General features: G+C 35.6%; 18 protein-coding genes. 5 read left to right on the top strand and 13 right to left on the bottom strand.

Features of this window, described 5'->3' with window-relative positions:
- Positions 1–45: 45 nt before the first annotated feature.
- From Q2T76_RS04675 to obgE, 4 genes are read right to left on the bottom strand one after another with little or no spacing between them, the layout of a single operon-like run.
- A complete protein-coding gene (locus Q2T76_RS04675; RefSeq protein WP_302084365.1) occupies positions 46–318 on the bottom strand; it encodes a lipopolysaccharide assembly LapA domain-containing protein in 273 nt (90 codons plus the stop codon).
- A complete protein-coding gene (locus Q2T76_RS04670; RefSeq protein ID WP_302084364.1) occupies positions 319–1,131 on the bottom strand; it encodes an SDR family oxidoreductase in 813 nt (270 codons plus the stop codon).
- A gap of 4 nt (positions 1,132–1,135) precedes the next feature.
- On the bottom strand, positions 1,136–2,068 hold the full coding sequence (gene rnz / locus Q2T76_RS04665; RefSeq protein ID WP_302084363.1) for a ribonuclease Z: 933 nt from the start codon (positions 2,066–2,068) through the stop codon (positions 1,136–1,138).
- A gap of 14 nt (positions 2,069–2,082) precedes the next feature.
- Positions 2,083–3,354, bottom strand: coding sequence for a GTPase ObgE (gene obgE, locus Q2T76_RS04660; protein ID WP_302084362.1), 1,272 nt, complete (start codon positions 3,352–3,354; stop codon positions 2,083–2,085).
- Between the two features lie 182 nt (positions 3,355–3,536).
- Here obgE and Q2T76_RS04655 point away from each other — a divergent pair, with 182 nt between their 5' ends.
- From Q2T76_RS04655 to Q2T76_RS04645, 3 genes are read left to right on the top strand one after another with little or no spacing between them, the layout of a single operon-like run.
- Complete coding sequence (locus Q2T76_RS04655; protein WP_302084361.1) at positions 3,537–4,286, top strand: DeoR/GlpR family DNA-binding transcription regulator; 750 nt, start codon at positions 3,537–3,539, stop codon at positions 4,284–4,286.
- The gene (pfkB, locus tag Q2T76_RS04650) at positions 4,283–5,197 is read left to right on the top strand and encodes a 1-phosphofructokinase (RefSeq protein ID WP_302084360.1); all 915 of its coding nucleotides are present in this window, start codon (positions 4,283–4,285) and stop codon (positions 5,195–5,197) included. Before Q2T76_RS04655 ends, pfkB begins: the two co-directional genes overlap by 4 nt.
- Before the next feature lie 11 nt (positions 5,198–5,208).
- Positions 5,209–7,098 carry a fructose-specific PTS transporter subunit EIIC gene (locus Q2T76_RS04645; protein WP_302084359.1) on the top strand — a complete coding sequence of 630 codons (1,890 nt, stop codon included), beginning with the start codon at positions 5,209–5,211 and terminating at the stop codon, positions 7,096–7,098.
- A 42-nt stretch (positions 7,099–7,140) separates the two neighbouring features.
- Here the strand turns inward: Q2T76_RS04645 and Q2T76_RS04640 are convergent, their stop codons facing one another.
- From Q2T76_RS04640 to Q2T76_RS04625, 4 genes are all read right to left on the bottom strand, one after another.
- Positions 7,141–7,878 carry a hypothetical protein gene (locus Q2T76_RS04640; protein WP_302084358.1) on the bottom strand — a complete coding sequence of 246 codons (738 nt, stop codon included), beginning with the start codon at positions 7,876–7,878 and terminating at the stop codon, positions 7,141–7,143.
- Entirely contained in the window at positions 7,878–8,582 is a 705-nt protein-coding gene (locus Q2T76_RS04635; RefSeq protein ID WP_302084357.1) for an ABC transporter ATP-binding protein, read from the bottom strand. The genes Q2T76_RS04640 and Q2T76_RS04635 overlap by 1 nt, the downstream gene beginning before the upstream one ends.
- Positions 8,583–8,584: 2 nt before the next feature.
- Positions 8,585–8,950, bottom strand: coding sequence for a GntR family transcriptional regulator (locus tag Q2T76_RS04630; protein ID WP_302084356.1), 366 nt, complete (start codon positions 8,948–8,950; stop codon positions 8,585–8,587).
- Between the two features lie 130 nt (positions 8,951–9,080).
- Positions 9,081–11,414: an ATP-binding cassette domain-containing protein gene (locus tag Q2T76_RS04625; protein WP_302084355.1), complete on the bottom strand. Its 2,334-nt coding sequence runs from the start codon at positions 11,412–11,414 to the stop codon at positions 9,081–9,083.
- 123 nt (positions 11,415–11,537) lie between these two features.
- Here Q2T76_RS04625 and Q2T76_RS04620 point away from each other — a divergent pair, with 123 nt between their 5' ends.
- Positions 11,538–12,038 carry a MarR family winged helix-turn-helix transcriptional regulator gene (locus tag Q2T76_RS04620; protein ID WP_302084354.1) on the top strand — a complete coding sequence of 167 codons (501 nt, stop codon included), beginning with the start codon at positions 11,538–11,540 and terminating at the stop codon, positions 12,036–12,038.
- 18 nt (positions 12,039–12,056) lie between these two features.
- On the opposite strand, the gene Q2T76_RS04615 is transcribed toward Q2T76_RS04620, so the two are convergent.
- From Q2T76_RS04615 to uvrC, 3 genes are read right to left on the bottom strand one after another with little or no spacing between them, the layout of a single operon-like run.
- Entirely contained in the window at positions 12,057–12,233 is a 177-nt protein-coding gene (locus Q2T76_RS04615) for a hypothetical protein (protein WP_302084353.1), read from the bottom strand.
- Positions 12,233–12,889 carry an NAD(P)H-dependent oxidoreductase gene (locus tag Q2T76_RS04610; RefSeq protein WP_302084352.1) on the bottom strand — a complete coding sequence of 219 codons (657 nt, stop codon included), beginning with the start codon at positions 12,887–12,889 and terminating at the stop codon, positions 12,233–12,235. The genes Q2T76_RS04615 and Q2T76_RS04610 overlap by 1 nt, the downstream gene beginning before the upstream one ends.
- A gap of 2 nt (positions 12,890–12,891) precedes the next feature.
- A complete protein-coding gene (gene uvrC / locus Q2T76_RS04605; RefSeq protein ID WP_302084351.1) occupies positions 12,892–14,697 on the bottom strand; it encodes an excinuclease ABC subunit UvrC in 1,806 nt (601 codons plus the stop codon).
- A gap of 118 nt (positions 14,698–14,815) precedes the next feature.
- On the opposite strand from uvrC, the gene Q2T76_RS04600 reads away from it, so the two are divergent.
- On the top strand, positions 14,816–14,962 hold the full coding sequence (locus Q2T76_RS04600) for an SPJ_0845 family protein (RefSeq protein WP_302084350.1): 147 nt from the start codon (positions 14,816–14,818) through the stop codon (positions 14,960–14,962).
- 33 nt (positions 14,963–14,995) lie between these two features.
- Here the strand turns inward: Q2T76_RS04600 and Q2T76_RS04595 are convergent, their stop codons facing one another.
- Both Q2T76_RS04595 and add read right to left on the bottom strand, forming a co-directional pair.
- On the bottom strand, positions 14,996–15,853 hold the full coding sequence (locus tag Q2T76_RS04595) for a DMT family transporter (RefSeq protein ID WP_302084482.1): 858 nt from the start codon (positions 15,851–15,853) through the stop codon (positions 14,996–14,998).
- Positions 15,854–16,166: 313 nt separating this feature from the next.
- Positions 16,167–17,207 carry an adenosine deaminase gene (gene add / locus Q2T76_RS04590; RefSeq protein ID WP_302084349.1) on the bottom strand — a complete coding sequence of 347 codons (1,041 nt, stop codon included), beginning with the start codon at positions 17,205–17,207 and terminating at the stop codon, positions 16,167–16,169.
- Positions 17,208–17,226 lie beyond the last annotated feature (19 nt).

Here is a 17,226-nt window from a genome sequence, read left to right as displayed (position 1 = left end):
ACTCTTACAATAATACTATCACATTGCTCAACTATCAAGGAAAATTTACTTATTTTCGCTAGAAGTTTTGCTTTTTTTATTCTCTTTAGAAATTTGTTTCTTATTGTCGTCGTTTTTATTCTGAACTGAAAATAAATATGCAACAACAACTCCTAAAATAAAAGTTACCGTTATTAAAATAATTAATGGTACTTGTATCTTAGTAATCAATAAGTTAACAGTTACGGCTTCAGTGTTAATTACCGAAAAGATAACTACTAATAATACTAAGAAAATCGAAACAAAGAACTTGGTTTGACGCTTATTCATCTTATCCATTTATTTCAAACTCCCAATTCTGGAATTCAAATAATCCCCTACTCTTGGCATTACTTTATATAGAACACTGGCAGCAGCCATAATTCTTGGGCGATTCAATTCACGTTTGTTTTGTCCAAAAGTATCAACGATCTCAGTTGCCAAGTCTTCTGGTTCTAAGAAAATCATTCCTGAAATTGGAAGTTTTCTCAAGTTGTTAATGTAATTACCCTCTGGATCAGCAATATTGAAGAATTCTGTATTAACTGGTCCCGGATTAATAGTAGTTACATTAATATTAAACGGACGTAATTCCAGTCTTAGACTATCTGAAAAAGCAATTACTGCGGCTTTAGTAGCAGAATAGCCTGCAGATTTAGCCGTAGGAATTTTCCCTGCCATGGAACCAATGTTTAAGATATGACCATAACTTTGTTCAATCATTCGGGCAGCAACGACTCTAGTCATATACATCGTTCCAAGAACATTGACGATGAACATCTCTTGAACGCTGTCAAAGTCAGCATTTACAAAGTCACTGTCGAATTTTCCAAAGCCAGCAGCGTTTAATAAGTAATCAATTCGACCAAAGTCATCATAGATTTTGCCCACAACTTCATCAATTTCGTCGGTGTTTCCAACATCAAGTGGATAAATTGTCGCCGAATCAGGATTAATTTGATCACAAAAATCCTTTACTTCATTGAGTTTATCAACACTACGTGCCATCAAGATAACTCTTGCTCCACGTTTTGCTGCTTCAATAGCAACTTGGCGTCCAATTCCTGACGATGCACCAGTAATAGCTACGACATCATTCGTTAAGTTATTCATCTTTTCACTCCTTTTTTAACGGAATTTCATAATTATAAAAATCTCTAACTACTTTTGTATTTTCAAAAACTTCACGTGCCTCATTCTGCAATTCAATTGCATTCTTACCTGCATAACGAGCTGAGATATGAGTTAACAATAGTTTATCAACTTGTGCTTTTTTTGCAACTTCGGCCGCTTGCATACAGGTTGAATGATAATAATTCTTAGCCAACTTAGCCTCTGACTTGGAAAAAGTACTTTCATGAACTAGCACATCGGCATTTCGAGCAACTTCGATGCTCTTTTCAATATAGCGAGTATCACTGATAATTGCTACTGTACGACCTTTTTTGGCAGGTCCAATGAAGTCTGCTCCATTAATTACTCGACCATCATCTAATGTTACTTCTTCACCATTTTTGATTTTTCCATAGACTGGACCACTTGGAATTTTTAATTCTTTTAGTTTTTCAACTTGTAGTTCTCCAGCATGATCTTTTTCTTCGATTCGAAAAGCAAAACAATCAATGCGATGTTCCATTAGATAAGAAGTCACCTTGAAAGTCTTATCATCAATTAATATTGCACCATCTTTTAGTTCAACATAGTTAATCTTGTAGCTTAAATGACTCTCGGAAATTTTTAAAGTTGTTTTGACAAACTGTTCCACACCTTTAGGACCATAAATTGTTACTGGGTCATTGCCACCTTGATTAGAACGTGACGACAAAAAGCCTGGCAATCCAAAAAGATGATCACCATGCAGATGTGAAATAAAAATTCGATTAATTTTTCGAGGACGGATGTTAGTACGTAGAATTTGATGTTGGGTAGCTTCACCGACATCAAACAGCCACACTTCATTTCTTTCATCTAATAACTTCAAAGCCACACTAGTAACATTGCGACTCTTTGAAGGAACACCCGCACCTGTTCCTAAAAATTCTAAATCCATGTTAATTGTCCATTCTATACAAATTCAAATGAGAAGTCGTCAATGATTACTGTATCACCGGATTGTACCCCAGCTTCACGTAATGCATCTTCAATTCCTAATGACTTAAGTTGTCTTGCAAAGCGCATGATTCCATCTTGATGATCTAGATTACTCATCTTAAATAACTTCTCGACCTTTTCTCCTGAAATCACAAAACCATCTTCAGTCTTTTCAATTTCAAAGGCAGGTTTTTCTTCTTCAAAGTTATACTCTTTAACTTCTTCGGTTGTTTCAATCTCTGGTTCTACATACTCATCAAGAACTTGACCAGCATGACGTAATAACTCAGTCACACCTTTTTGTTGAACACTTGAAATTGGATAAACATCTTCATCACTTAAGTTCAATTCTTCTTTAAATTCAGTCAATAGTTCATCAGAACCTGGCATGTCCATCTTGGTTGGGACAATAATTTCCGGTTTTTGTAAAATCTTCTCATCATAACTAGCTAATTCTTCACGAATTTTATGATAATCATCGATTGGATCACGTCCACTTGAAGGATCCATTTCTACTAAATGTAAGATTACTTTAGTTCTCTCAACGTGACGTAGGAATTGAATTCCTAAACCGACACCATTAGAAGCTCCTTCAATCAAACCAGGTAGGTCAGCCATAACAAAGTCCTGACCATTATCAAGTTGAACCATTCCTAAGTTAGGAGCTAAAGTTGTAAAATGATAAGCCGCAATTTTAGGACGAGCTGAAGTAGCAACTGATAATAGAGTAGATTTCCCAACCGAAGGGAATCCAACTAGACCGACATCAGCAATTACTTTCAGCTCAAGTTTTAGGTTTACTTCTTGTCCTGGTTCACCGTTTTCAGCAACTTCTGGAGCTCGATTACGTGAATTGGCAAAATGAATATTTCCTCGTCCACCTTTTCCACCTCTAGCAACTACCAAGTGCTGATTCTTCTCGGTTAAATCTCCAATAACTTTACCAGTATCTTCATTATATACAGTTGTACCAGCTGGAACTTTAATCACTAGATCATCTGCTCCACGACCGTACATTTGCTTATTCATACCATTTTGACCGGACTGTGCTTTGAAATTATGCTTAAAACGAAAGTCCATCAATGTACGCAAACCTTCGTCAACAACAAGAACTACGCTTCCACCGTTTCCACCATTACCACCTGATGGTCCGCCTAGTGGAACATATTTTTCATGACGAAAGGCTACTGATCCGTTTCCACCACTACCAGCTTTTACGGAAATTTTTACATTATCTACAAACATTTATGTCTCCTCAATTAAAACTCACTGGAAGCATTTTACCACAGTTATCGGCAAATTCCTAAGCTTGAAGTCGACTCTACAAAATATTTTCTGCCTATATTTGAATGTTTTTGAACGTTTTTAAATGTTTATGGTTGTTTTTGAAGAATAAATAAGTTACCATATCTTTCGAGGTGATGAAAATGCTTACAGAAGAACGTTACAATTACATTTTAAATCAGCTAAAAACAAACGGAATTGTGAAGATTCAAGAGCTTATGAAAGACATGAATACTTCCGAGTCCACACTAAGACGTGACCTGCAAGAATTAGAAAATCAACATCTTCTTCAACGAATTCACGGTGGTGCTAAGAAGTTATCTACGGTTAATGAAGAAACCACTATCAAACATCGTTCCACAATTAATCAATCACAAAAGATTTCGATTGCCAAACGTGCTGTTGAATATGTTCATGATGGTGATGTAATTTTCTTAGATTCAGGTACTTCTACTAAAGAAATTGTTCCTTTCTTAACAAACTTCAACAATTTATTAGTGGTTACCAACAGTATCGACAACGCCGAAATTTTGGCAGATTTTCAAATCAAAACTTACCTACCCGGTGGAGTTTTGAAGAACTCAACCAAAGCACTTGTCGGCGCTGCTCTTATTCAGAATCTGGAACACTATAGTTTTGACACGGCTTTTCTAGGAACCAATGGTTTTGATCTCAAAGCTGGTTATACAACTCCCGACCCCGAAGAAGCAGCGGTTAAGAATTTAGCGATTACTCACAGTAAACAAGCATTTGTGCTAGCTGATGAAACCAAATGTAACGAAATTGCCTTCTGTCAATTTGCCAAAATGCAAGAAGCAACTTTAATCACGAATCATTTAAGCGAAGAACTCGCTAAACAAACTCAACTAAATATCTTGGAGGTTAAAGAATGATTTATACAGTTACAGCCAACCCTTCAATTGACTACATTGTTCAAATTGATCAATTAACAGTTGGCGAAATTAATCGTTCAAATTATGATGCTAAATTACCGGGTGGTAAAGGTATCAATGTTACCCGAATTCTAAATGAGCTAGGTTCGGCATCCACCGCTCTTGGTTTTGTAGGAAATGCAACTGGAGTGATGTTCGAGAAATTACTGGAAGCTCACCAGGTACAAACAGATTTTGTTCATGTACATGATGACACAAGAATTAATGTCAAAGTTAAGGCCAGCGATAATGAAACAGAAATCAATGGTACTGGTCCAGAAATTTCTAAACTAGAACAAGATCAATTATTAGATCAAATTCGTCATCTAAATTTCACCGATACCGTAATAGTATCGGGAAGCTTGGCTAAGAATCTCAGTCCTGATTATTACTTGGAAATTGCTAAAATTGCCAATCAACAAAATGCCGAATTTGTGATCGATACAACTGGACAAGCTCTACTTGATACCTTGCAGTACCAGCCTTTTGTTATCAAACCAAATCACCATGAATTAACGGAATTATTCGATGTCACTTTGAACAACGAACAAGATATCATCACCTACGCTAAGAAATTGATTGATTTAGGGGCTAAGAATGTTTTGGTTTCTATGGCTGGTGATGGTGCAATCTTGGTAACACCAGATAAGAATTACCGCTGTAATGCACCTAAAGGCACAGTCATCAATTCAGTTGGTGCTGGAGATTCAATGATAGCTGGTTTTGTAGGAACTTACATGCAAACCAATGATATTATTAAAAGCTTCCAAACCGGTGCTGCCTGTGGAAGTGCCACGGCTTTCAGTGAGGACTTGGCCACAAAAGAAAAAATTGACGAAGTTTATCAACAGATAACTGTTAGTGAAATATAAGGAGAAAGATTATGGAGTTAAATGAATTATTACTAAAAGATGCCATGATTTTGGATTTACAAGCAACAACTAAAGAAGCAGCAATTGATGAAATGATCGACAAGCTCGCTGAAGTTGATGTAATTAATGATAAGAAGTTATATAAGAAAGATATCTTAGCTCGTGAGGCAGAAACCAGTACCGGTATTGGTGATGGAATTGCTATGCCTCATGCTCATGATAAAGCAGTTAATCGTGCTACAGTTCTTTTTGCTAAAAGCAAACAAGGCGTTGATTTCGATGCGTTAGACAATCAACCAGTTAACCTGTTCTTCATGATTGCTGCTCCAGAAGGTGCAGACACAGTTCATTTGCAAGCTCTAGCTCAACTATCCACCCTCTTGGTTAATCCAGAATTAATTAAGAAGTTAAAAGCTGCTCGTTCAACAAACGGTGTATTGAAACTCTTCAAAGAAGCTCAAGCAGCAAAAGTTGCTGAAGAACAACAATCAGAGCAACAAGTTACCGATGACTCTAAGCCTTTCCTAGTTGCTGTTTCAGCTTGTCCTAATGGAATTGCCCACACATATATGGCTGAAGAAAACTTGAAAAAAGCCGCTGATAAGTTGGGTGTCAATATCAAAGTTGAAACCAACGGCTCCGAAGGAATTAAACACAAACTTACTAAAGATGAGATTGAAAAAGCTGATGGAGTTATTATCACAGCTGATAAAAAAGTTGCCATGGACAGATTTGACGGTAAGAAATTACAAAATCGTCCAGTAATTGACGGAATTAATAACGCTGAAGAATTAATTCGAAACGCGCTTGATGGTAAAGGAAATGTCTACCATGCTACTGGTAACGATACCGAAGCGGATGACGATCAAAAATCATTTGGTTCAAGAATCTATGCCGACTTAATGAATGGCATCTCCAATATGTTACCTTTCGTTGTCGGTGGTGGTATCTTAATGGCTATCTCCTTCTTACTTGAAAGTTCACTCGGAGACAAGTCCCAAGCATTTCTATTCTTCAATAACTTAGGAAACTATGCTTTCCAATTCTTAATTCCAGTTCTGGCAGCATATATTGCTGAAGCAATTGGTGACAAACCTGCTCTAATGCCTGGTTTTGTTGGTGGATTTATGGCCTCACAAGCAAGTGCTAGTTTCATTGCTTCAAAAAGTCCTGCTGGCTTCATCGGTGGACTCTTCGCCGGATTCATTGCCGGTGTGGTAGTCAACTGGTTAAAACGTGTCTTCAAGAACTTACCTAAGAACCTTGAAGGTCTTAAACCAATGTTGATTTACCCTATTCTTGGATTATTAATTGTTGGTGCAATCATGTACTTCGCAATTGATCCAGTCTTTGCCGTTGTTAACCATGCAATTACCGACTTCCTAGAAAATATGGGAACTGGTAACGCCGTTATCTTAGGAGCATTACTTGCCGGAATGATGGCTCTTGATATGGGTGGCCCATTCAACAAGGCTGCTTATACATTTGCTATCGGAGCTTTCACAACTACTCATGATGGTGCTTTGATGGCTGCAGTAATGGTTGGTGGTATGATTCCACCACTAGCAATCGCCATTGCTACTACCTTCTGGAAAAACAAATTTACCGACCAAGAAAGACAAGCTGGTTTCAGTAACTACATTCTAGGAGCTGCTTTCATCACCGAAGGAGCTATCCCATTTGCTGCTGGTGATCCATTACGTGTCATCGTATCAAGTGTGATTGGTTCGGCAATCGGTGGTGGATTAACTCAATTATGGAAAGTTAATATTCCTGCACCACACGGAGGAATATTCGTTAGTCCCTTAGCAAATAGCCCACTCTTCTACTTACTATCAGTAGTGATTGGTGCAATCATTGCCGGAATTATTTACGGTATATGGAAACCAAAGAAAGCTTAATTTTAGTGCACAAAAAAAGCATCCATTAAGGATGCTTTTTATTTATTTTGAAGTTTCAATAAATCTAAGTAGATATTGATTAATTCCAATTAATACAGCAGCTTCTACTATTGGTACTAACATTGCTAACCAGATATTATCCAAATTATTGATATCAACAAAATTTGAAATGTAGATTAAGATAATGATTGTAATTATATAGATAACAACCTTTACCCATCTTGATCTTCCAAATGGAAGTACATCGGCAACAATTTGCCCTAAGAAAACACCACAATTTACTAACAATGTCATAACTATAAATGCAAACAATATTAGTACAAACGAAACGGCAATGTTTTCGTAATCTGCAAAGCTGAAATCAATTCTTGTTTTAACAAAGTCTAAAAGTGATTGTGCTTGAATACTACCTTTGATAATAATCAAAGCTGAGGCTGTCCCAATAATTATTTGAACTATAAAGACATAAATCATATTAAGAAAAGTTGCGAAAATACTGCTTAAGTATAATTTCATCTCCGAAATCGGAATCATTCGGAAACGATTAAAGAAAAATTGCCTAATTGTCAAAATGGCTAATGCAATCGGATAAACAAAGAAGAAAATTCCTAACCATAGGGCAAAACTTCCACCTAATCCAATCCAAATCTTATTTATATCTAAACTTCCTGATGTAAATAATTGAATAATAAATGTTATTAAGGTAATTCCTAATTCTAAAAGTAACAATAGATTCATTACTTTGAATCGTTCTTTGAACATAATTTTGAATGCTTGCATTATTTAATCTCCTTTTGATAAAGATTTTCGAAGTACTCTTCTAGTGAGAGATTTTGACTTCTGATGTCTTCGGTTGCTTCGTGTTTAATAATTGTATTATCTTTAATTACCACGATTTCATCGAGAATCTCTGAGATTTCAGAGATATGATGACTACTGATGATTAAACTTGAATTCTCATCAATCCATGATAATAAACTCTTGATAATTTGCTTCCGCGCCATTGAATCCACTCCGCTGAATGGTTCATCAAGCAAGTATAATGAAGTCTCACGGCTTAGGCATAAGGCAATAACTAATTTTTCACGCATACCTTTAGATAGACTTCCTAGCTTAGAATTCAAACTGATGTCTAAGAAGTTAATTAACTCTAAGAACTTCGACATCGAGAAATCTGGATATACTTTGCAGTAAAATTTCCTGATATTATCTACTTTTGTTGAATTGCTAAACGATGCTAAATCATCTGAGAAACTAACCTTGCTTTTAATCTTATCAACGGCTGTTTCTCCTGCTACTGTAATATCACCTCGATAATTCTTATTTAGTTGGGTGATAATTCTCATCAAAGTAGTTTTACCTGATCCGTTGATTCCTACTAGTCCTACCAAGTGTCCACTACCAAGCGTTAAATTAGTATTTTCTAGAATCACATGATGATTCTTTTTGTATGTGATGTCGTTTACTTTTAATAAATCTGTCATAGTTATTCCTTTCTACCCTTCAAAAATTCAGTTACTGCATCAACAATTTCTGACTTTGATAAGCCCATGTTAGACAACTTGTCATACATTTCATTGATGATGTTATTAACTAATTCTTGTTTAATTTTCAAAATCACCTTTAAATCGTCAGCGACAAAATTCCCACGACCTCGTTGCGTAATCAAAATTCCTTCATCTACCAGTTCATTCAATGACTTCTGTACTGTATTGATATTAACTCCTAAATCAAGGGAAAGCTCACGAACCGAGGGAATCTTCTCACCGATCTTATATTCTTCAGAAATGATGCGATTGTTGATCACCTCTTCAATCTGAAGATAGATTGGCGTGTTATCTTTGAATTCCATATCGCACCTCCTTGGTGTACTATTATACTAATACACTCATACAAATAATGCAACATCTTTTTTACATTAGTTCAAAAAAACCCAATTTACCGCACAAAAAAAGCATTCAACAAGGAATGCTTTTAATTAATTATTCAGTTCTTAAAGCAATTGCAGCATCTTTCTTAGCGGCCATTCTGGCTGGAATATGTCCACCTAGAATAGTTAAGACAGTGCTGACAATTATCAAAATAACACCATGCATTGGATTCAATTGTGAAACCCCACTCAATCCTGTCATACTTTCGAGTACGACATTAATTGGGAATGTACATAGCCAAGCCACGATAATACCAAAAATACCTGACCCTGCTCCAAGAATTGCTGTTTCAGCATCAAATACTCGAGTAATATCTTTCTTACGAGCACCAAGAGCTTTGAGTACCCCAATTTCTTTAGTTCTCTCAATAACTGAAGTATAAGTAATAATTGAAATCATTATCATTGAAGTTACTAGTGAGATACCAGCGAATGCAACTAGAACATAAGTAATCGCATCCATCATTCCACCAGTTAGCTTAGAAACACTTCCCGCCATATCAGTATAGATAATTTGGTCTGACTTCTTCTTACCCTTGTTATATTTGTCTAAGTAATCTAATACGCGATCTTTTTTCTTAAAGTTACTTGGATAAATTTGAATAGTATTTGGTGTCTTCTCACCACCCAACATGGTTAACATTTGAGTTCTAGTTGTGTTATCCATGGTGGCACCAGTCATTACGTTTTGTGAGCTAGCACTTTGAGCTTTGACAATCGCTGAATCTTTGTTAGTTTCGTAGACTTCTTTAGTAAGTTGGTCACTATAAGCAAGTCCGTTTGCTAATAATCCATCACTATTCTTTGATTTAACTCGTAAAATTCCCACTATTTTTAGTGTCTTAGTATCTTTGGCATTCGACATCTTTTCATAGTCATTGCTTGGAATATAGTTACCAGTTGGTAATGCTTGGTAAAAGTCATTATTTGTTACTAACTTGAAATCTTTACCAATTAACTGTTTGTAATCAAATTTTTGATTAGCTTTAGCGGTAATTCCCAGGTTTTTAAGTGCTGAAAGATTAATTTTATTATCACGATCAGCAATTAATACTACCTCAGTCGACTTAGTTGGGTAGCTTCCTGACAACACCTTGTAGTTTTCTTTCAAGAAACTCTGTTTTCCGTCACGATCGATTGGATATACGGAACCACCAACACCGGTCATTGATGACATCATCGCTTGTGCATCAATTGTCTTGGCATCTGGGTCAGCATTACTAAACTTAACTGTATTCCACTTATTGTCTTTTTTTGCAATCAAATTCATCCCGGTACTATAAGTAACAGCAATATTCTTAGCGTCCTTTTTAGGAAGCTTGTTGACATAATCAAGGTACTTATCATCAATCTTATTTACATGTTGAGATTTTTCCATTTGGCTGAGGTCAGCGGTCACATATTTATGTTTAGAAAAATCAGTATTTTGTGTAGTTTCAGACATTGCACTGGTTGTATCCGAAGCAACTGACCCAATTGTGATTGGCATCGAAGCCATAGCATCACTTTGAGTTTGATCAATTTGTTTTTGGAAACCATTTGATAGCGCCAAAACAACTCCGATACTGATAATACCAATCGATGAAGCTAAAACAGTCAAGAAGGTACGGCCTTTTTTGGTCATAATGTTCTTAAATGAAAGTTTCAATGCAGTCCAGTAACTCATCTTGGTATGTTTGAGTTTAAAATCAGTTGCTGTGTCATGTCCATCATATGGATTTGAGTCATCCTGAATCTTACCATCAGCAAAATTGATAATTCTGTTAGCATACTTATGAGCTAAGTCAGGATTATGAGTAACCATGATAACCAAGCGTTCATTGGATAACTCTTCAATTAATTGCATGATTTCATCTGAAGTTTCTGAGTCTAAAGCTCCAGTTGGTTCATCAGCTAACAAAATTTCGGGGTCATTAGCAATTGCGCGAGCAATCGCCACACGTTGCATCTGACCACCAGATAATTGGTTAGGCTGTTTGTGCATATGTTCCTTTAATCCCACTCGAATTAAAGCATCACTAGCTCTTTGTTTCTTTTCTTCTGAACTAACACCAGAAAGTGTCATTCCCATCTCAACGTTATCTAGAATCGATAAATGACCAATAATGTTGTAAGACTGGAAGATAAAACCGATTGAGTTGTTACGATAAGCATCCCAATCCGAATCCTTAAAATCATCGGTTGATTTACCTTCAATGACTAAGTCACCCGAATCATAGCGATCCAAACCACCAATCATATTTAATAAAGTGGTCTTCCCTGAACCTGAGGGACCTAAAATGGCCACAAATTCTTTCTTTCGAAATGATACCGATACATCATCTAATGCTTTGGTAGTTGTTCCACCAACGGTATAATACTTTTTCAAGTTCTTTAATTCGAGCATTCTTTTACTTCCTTTTCTGAATTGATATGCCTATTATAAATAATAGTTATCATTTGTCAACTATTAACAAAAATAAAATATATGCTATAATATCTCTTACAGAATACTTATTGAGGTGATCATATGAATAAAAATAATTACCCTGAGCATTTCGAGTTACTTCCTGAGAATCTTCGTGCTACCGCACTTCTCTTTGGTACATTAGCTCAAACCGTGATTAAATATTTCAATAGCGAAGAAATTTCTCTCACGCCTTTGAACTTCATTATAGTCTCTAATTCGTTTATGTCACCAGGTATTTCTATGTCCGACTTAGCAACAAGAATTGGTATCTCCAAACCCCAATTAAGTCGCAGTGTTAGCAAATTAGAAGAAATGAATTTAGTTGAACGTCGCCATAATCAAGAAAACCGACGAATTGTTAATGTCTATCCGATTGAATCAGGAACTAACTTGGTGCACGAACAATTTGAAAACGTCGTGGAAAAACTCGATAACACCTTGAGTAGCCTGCCGATTGAAGATCGTCAGCGACTTAATTCATTAATGACTGAATCATTAGAAATTCTTTCGAAAGCTGGAATTGTTCCGGAAATAAAAAAAGACTCCAATACTAAATCTTAGTATCGAGTCTTTTTTTATTTACCAACCTTGATGATTCCAAATACGACCATCTAGTTCGGCTTGCTTTTGCTCTAAGCGAGTAGCCAACTCATCAGTAACTTTAGCAAGTTCATGATAGAACGCTCTGTTTTCGTAGGCATTCGCTTCGGTTTCTAACTTCAAAGCAGTTTCTTTAATCCATTGAATATCTTCCATTATCCTTCACCATCATCTTCACGCATAACTTGCACTTGCCAACTGAGGTTTTCTAGTTCTACTTTTTTTGCTGCTAATGATTCAGCCAACAAAGTTTGTTCTTGTTGATTTAGTTCTTCAATGAACCACTGTAATTTATCATCAAAAGTGAACTTCTTTAACATTAAGTATTGTTGATACTCAACTACCAAACCTTGCTTTTGCTCATTAGTATAGTATTCAAACTGATAAATCATCAATGGTACTAAGTAGTTCATTCCCAACTTATTAGCCATCATTTCAAATGGACGCAACATTTCTGATATCGTAAATGCTTCACCATTACCAGCTTGGAATTGTTTTTGAGCAATTCCCGTTGATACCACTAACCCAAGTTCTTTATTGGCCAAGGGAGTTTCACCAGCAAATACGAAATCACCGTCAAACACTTCATCAACCCACTTCTTAAACAAAGCTGGCATTGAGTACCAATACAACGGAAATTGAAAAATAATCCGTTGATAGTCGAGTAATAATTGTCTTTCTTCATCTACTTTGAAATCCGCACTGAGTTCATGCCAAGCAACCTCATCACTTTGAGGAAAACTAGCTTTTAAGAAATTCTGCGTTCCAGATTCATCAATTTGTGGATGACTGACAATAACTAAGGTCTTCATACTTATTTCCTCTTATTAGTAGTTGTTGATAACGATAATTTAATGGTTTGGGCCACATCTTTAGAAACACCTAAGGACATTAAGTCCTCAACTGAAGTTTCTTTGATTTTCTTAACTGAACCAAACTTCTTCAAGAGTTTGGTTCTCGTCTTCGGTCCCACACCCTTGATACTTTCCAGTTGTGATGACAAAGCATTCTTACTTCTAGTTTGACGATGGAAAGTAATCGCAAAACGGTGGACTTCATCTTGAATTCTTTGTAATAGATAGAACCCTTGGCTCTTAACTTCTAAGTCAATTGTCCTACCTTCTTCACCATAGATTAAATGAGAAGTACTATGCTTATCATTTTTAACCATCCCAGCAACAGGGATCTTGACACCTAATTCGTTTTCTAAGACATCCATTGCCGCACGCAACTCAATAATTCCACCATCCATTAGGATTAAGTCAGGTAGTGGTTTTTCTTCTTTAATCAAACGTGAGTAACGACGATAAATAACTTCTCGAGTATTGGCCGCTTCATCTGATCCTTGTTGATGTTCAACCTCACCTTTGATTTTATATTTCCGATAGTCGGTTTTATAAGGATGACCGTCTTTAAAGACCACCATAGCTGAAACTGGATTAGTTCCCTGCGTATGCGAGTGGTCAAACGCTTCAATAATATGTCCGTAAGGTAGGCCCAATGCTGAAAAAATTTCTTCTTGAGCACCAAAGGTTTTACGATTATCTAATTCCATCAACCGGAACTTCTCTTCAAGCACCAACTTAGAGTTCTCGTAAGCCATATCAAGTAGTGACCTTTTCTGTCCTCGTTGTGGGGTTCTAAAAGGGACTCCCAGAATGTCAGCCATCACACTGGTATCAATACTCTTAGGCACCAGTACTTCTTTAGGTAAAACATTATTCTTTCGATTATAGAATTGAAGAATAAACGTCTGCATTTCTTCTTCAGCAGTATTAATACAAGGAAAGACTCGTTTTTCACGTTTCATTAATCGAGCTTGTCGAATAAAGAATACCTGAATTGAAATCCAACCTTTTTCCACATAATAATTGAAGATATCACGTGGTGTATTGTCATTAGAAATAATTTTTTGTTTCTCAACGGTAGTCTCAATGTAATGAATTTGATCACGGATTTCGGCTGCCCGCTCAAATTGAAGATTCTTAGAAGCTTCTTGCATTTGATTATTTAACTCACGCTTAACTTCACCTACATTACCATTCAAGAAACTAGTAATCTTGGAAATCTGTTCAGCATATACTTCCTCAGGAACTTCTTTGAAACAAGCTCCCAGACATTGTCCCAAATGATAGTACAAACAAGGTCTCTTCATATGACCCTGGCATCTTCTCAGTGGATAAACTTTTTGTAAGAAATGTAACGTTTCTTCAGCAGCATAAACATTAGGATATGGTCCAAAATAATAGGCACCATCTTTTTTTATCTGGCCGGTAATCATCATCATTGGATCACGTTCTTTAGTAATCTTAATGTATGGATACCCAGTACCTTTTTTCAATTTAATATTATAGTAAGGTTGATGTTTTTGAATTAAGGTAATTTCAAGAAGAAAAGCTTCTTTATCACTTTCAGTAATAATCGTTTCAAAGTCGACTATTTCCGAAACTAATCGCGCGGTTTTCCCCTCATGAGCGCTCTTGAAATAAGAACGAACCCGATTTTTTAAATTCTTAGCTTTACCAACGTAAATAATCTTGGCGTTAATATCTTTCATCAGATAACAACCAGGACGAGCTGGCAATAATGCTAATTTTTGTTCAATATGTTCACTTGCCATTCGATACTCCCCAGTCTTTTATACATCTCTTCATTCTAATATATTTTACTATAGATTCAAGAATTGCGATTTGAAATAATATTTAGTATGATTATCTCACAAAGAGAGGTTAACAAATATGGCATTAACAGTAAAAAGAGAAAACGATTTTGGTGACTTATTTGATAAATATGCTTCATTACCCGATGATGTGAAAAAAAACGTCGATCGTGTCAAGAACACCGAAAAGAAAATTGAAGATAATAAAAAATCTGAAGACAAATAAAAAAGCCTTACTCAATCGAGTAAGGTTTTTTATTTAATTTTTAACTAAACTCATCCAGATAACCGAAGCAATAATCAGTAGTCCGCCACAAACAAAACTTATCGTGAGTGGAATTTCAAAGAACGGAATTGAGAAAAGAAAGACAAAAATTGGATTTAGCGACCTGATAATATTGGCATTACGAAATGACGTAAATTTGAGACCTTCATAAAATAGATACAATCCTAGAAAGCCGCCAAAGAATGCTACAGCTAAGATATACAATGTACCATAATTTAATAAATTCATTTTCTCTTGATTACTGCCTATCAAAATGAGAAACAACAAGATAGCTGACATTATCTGATTATAGAAAAGCAGAATTTTTGAATCTAAGGTTCCGACAATTTTCTTGGCTAACATATTCGTTAACGCAAAAAAGAATGTATATGAAATTGCTGTTATTACACCGAGCAGACTATTAATATTGCCATTGAGGTCTGTAACGAGAATGGTTCCTAAAATCGTCAGAATAATAGGAACTAAGTCATATTTGTTGATTCGTTCATGTAGCACAACTACTGATAATAAAATAGCGAAAACAATATAAAATCTTCCAAATAAACCGACACTTACCGGATCTAAAAACGAAACACTCAAGTATTGCAGGACAATACCTAATGTATTTGTAATTCCAAGAATCCACAACTTCTTATCTTTAAAGAGTAATGGAACGTTTTTCTTAGTTATCTTTATAGCTATGTACGTGATAACTGTTGAAAACAAGGCGTTCAGGAAACTAGCTTGAAGTGGCGATAAAACGCTCAACGAAAACTTATTTAAAACTGGATTAACAGCCATAATAGCAACCGACAAAACATTTAAAATTATTCCTTTTTTAGTATCCATAATCTCCCCTTTTTACATAAAATTTTGGAAATAAAAAAACCTTACTTCTGCTAAGTAAGGTTTTTTTAGAATTTAAAGTTTAACTTGTTAATGTTTTTGATATATACCGCATATTCAACTAAAACTAACAAGCTAGCGCCGATAAGTAACATCATAATGTCACCCTCCTGTTTGTATTAGATTGGATACTATTTCTCTTTCCAAAGCCTAATCTAACACCATAAATATACATTAGCAAATTAACTTTTATCTAATTTATACCCTTGAATAACAGGCATTTCTAACGCAATTTTCGACTTTTATTAGATTTATTAGTTTATTCTATAAAATCATTTATATATGCTTCAATTTGTTCTAGATATAATTCTTTCTGATTGTCTGAAATCCAAGAAATTTCAAAGGAGTTTTTAGCTAATTGAACCACCTGTTCAGAGGTTAATCCGTTATTATCAATTAATTCCATAAAGTTATCGACTACATAGCCACCAAAATATGCTGGGTCATCTGAATTAACCGTCATCTTAACCCCTTTATTCAACAATTCAATTAATTCTTTCCCTTTGTTATCACTAATTCCATTATTCTTGGTTACTAGTGAATTAGATAATGGACACGAGGTTAACCCGATATTTTTTTGGACTACAAAGTCAACTAAATCAGGATCTTCAAGAATATTGGTTCCGTGATCCAAACGTTGCACCCCAATAACTTCCAAAGCTTCTCGAATGTGGTCAATTGAATGAACTTGGTCAACGTCAGCATGCATCGTTAAATTGAATCCGTATGATGCAGCAGTATGAAATTCCTGAGCAAATTTCATTGGAGGATTGTGATGTTCATCTGAGTCTAAACCAACTCCATTAATCAAATCAGCAAATGGTAATGCTTCCTCTAATGTTTGACGAGCTGATTCAGAAGTTAAATCACGTAAGAAACACATAATTAAACTTGCATCGACACCGAATGCTCGAGCATCTTGAACTGCCGAACTAAGTCCCATAATTACCGTTTCAAAACTAATTCCTCGTGCAGTATGGGCTTGTGGGTCAAAGAAGATTTCAGTATGTTTAATTCCATTTTGATGAGCCTTTTTTAGATATGCCATTGCTAATTCATAAAAGTCCGATTCATCTTGTAAGACTTCCATAGCTGGATAATAAACATTTAAGAATGATACCAGGTCATTAAATTCTAAACTCTTTTTAACATCTTCAATGGTTGATTGACCGATATCGATGTTATTTTTTTTCGCCAATTTCAATTTAAGTTCGGGTTCTAAAGTTCCTTCAATGTGCAAATGTAACTCAGCTTTTGGTAATCCAGTAACAAATTCTCTTGTGGGTTTAGTTGGTAGCATATAATTTCTCCTTTATTAA

This window comes from Lactobacillus sp. YT155 (assembly GCF_030504545.1).
In the GTDB taxonomy this organism is placed as follows: Bacteria; Bacillota; Bacilli; order Lactobacillales; family Lactobacillaceae; genus BQUT01.
Note: the sequence above shows the minus strand (reverse complement) of the source record. Positions and strands in the feature narration are given on the sequence as shown.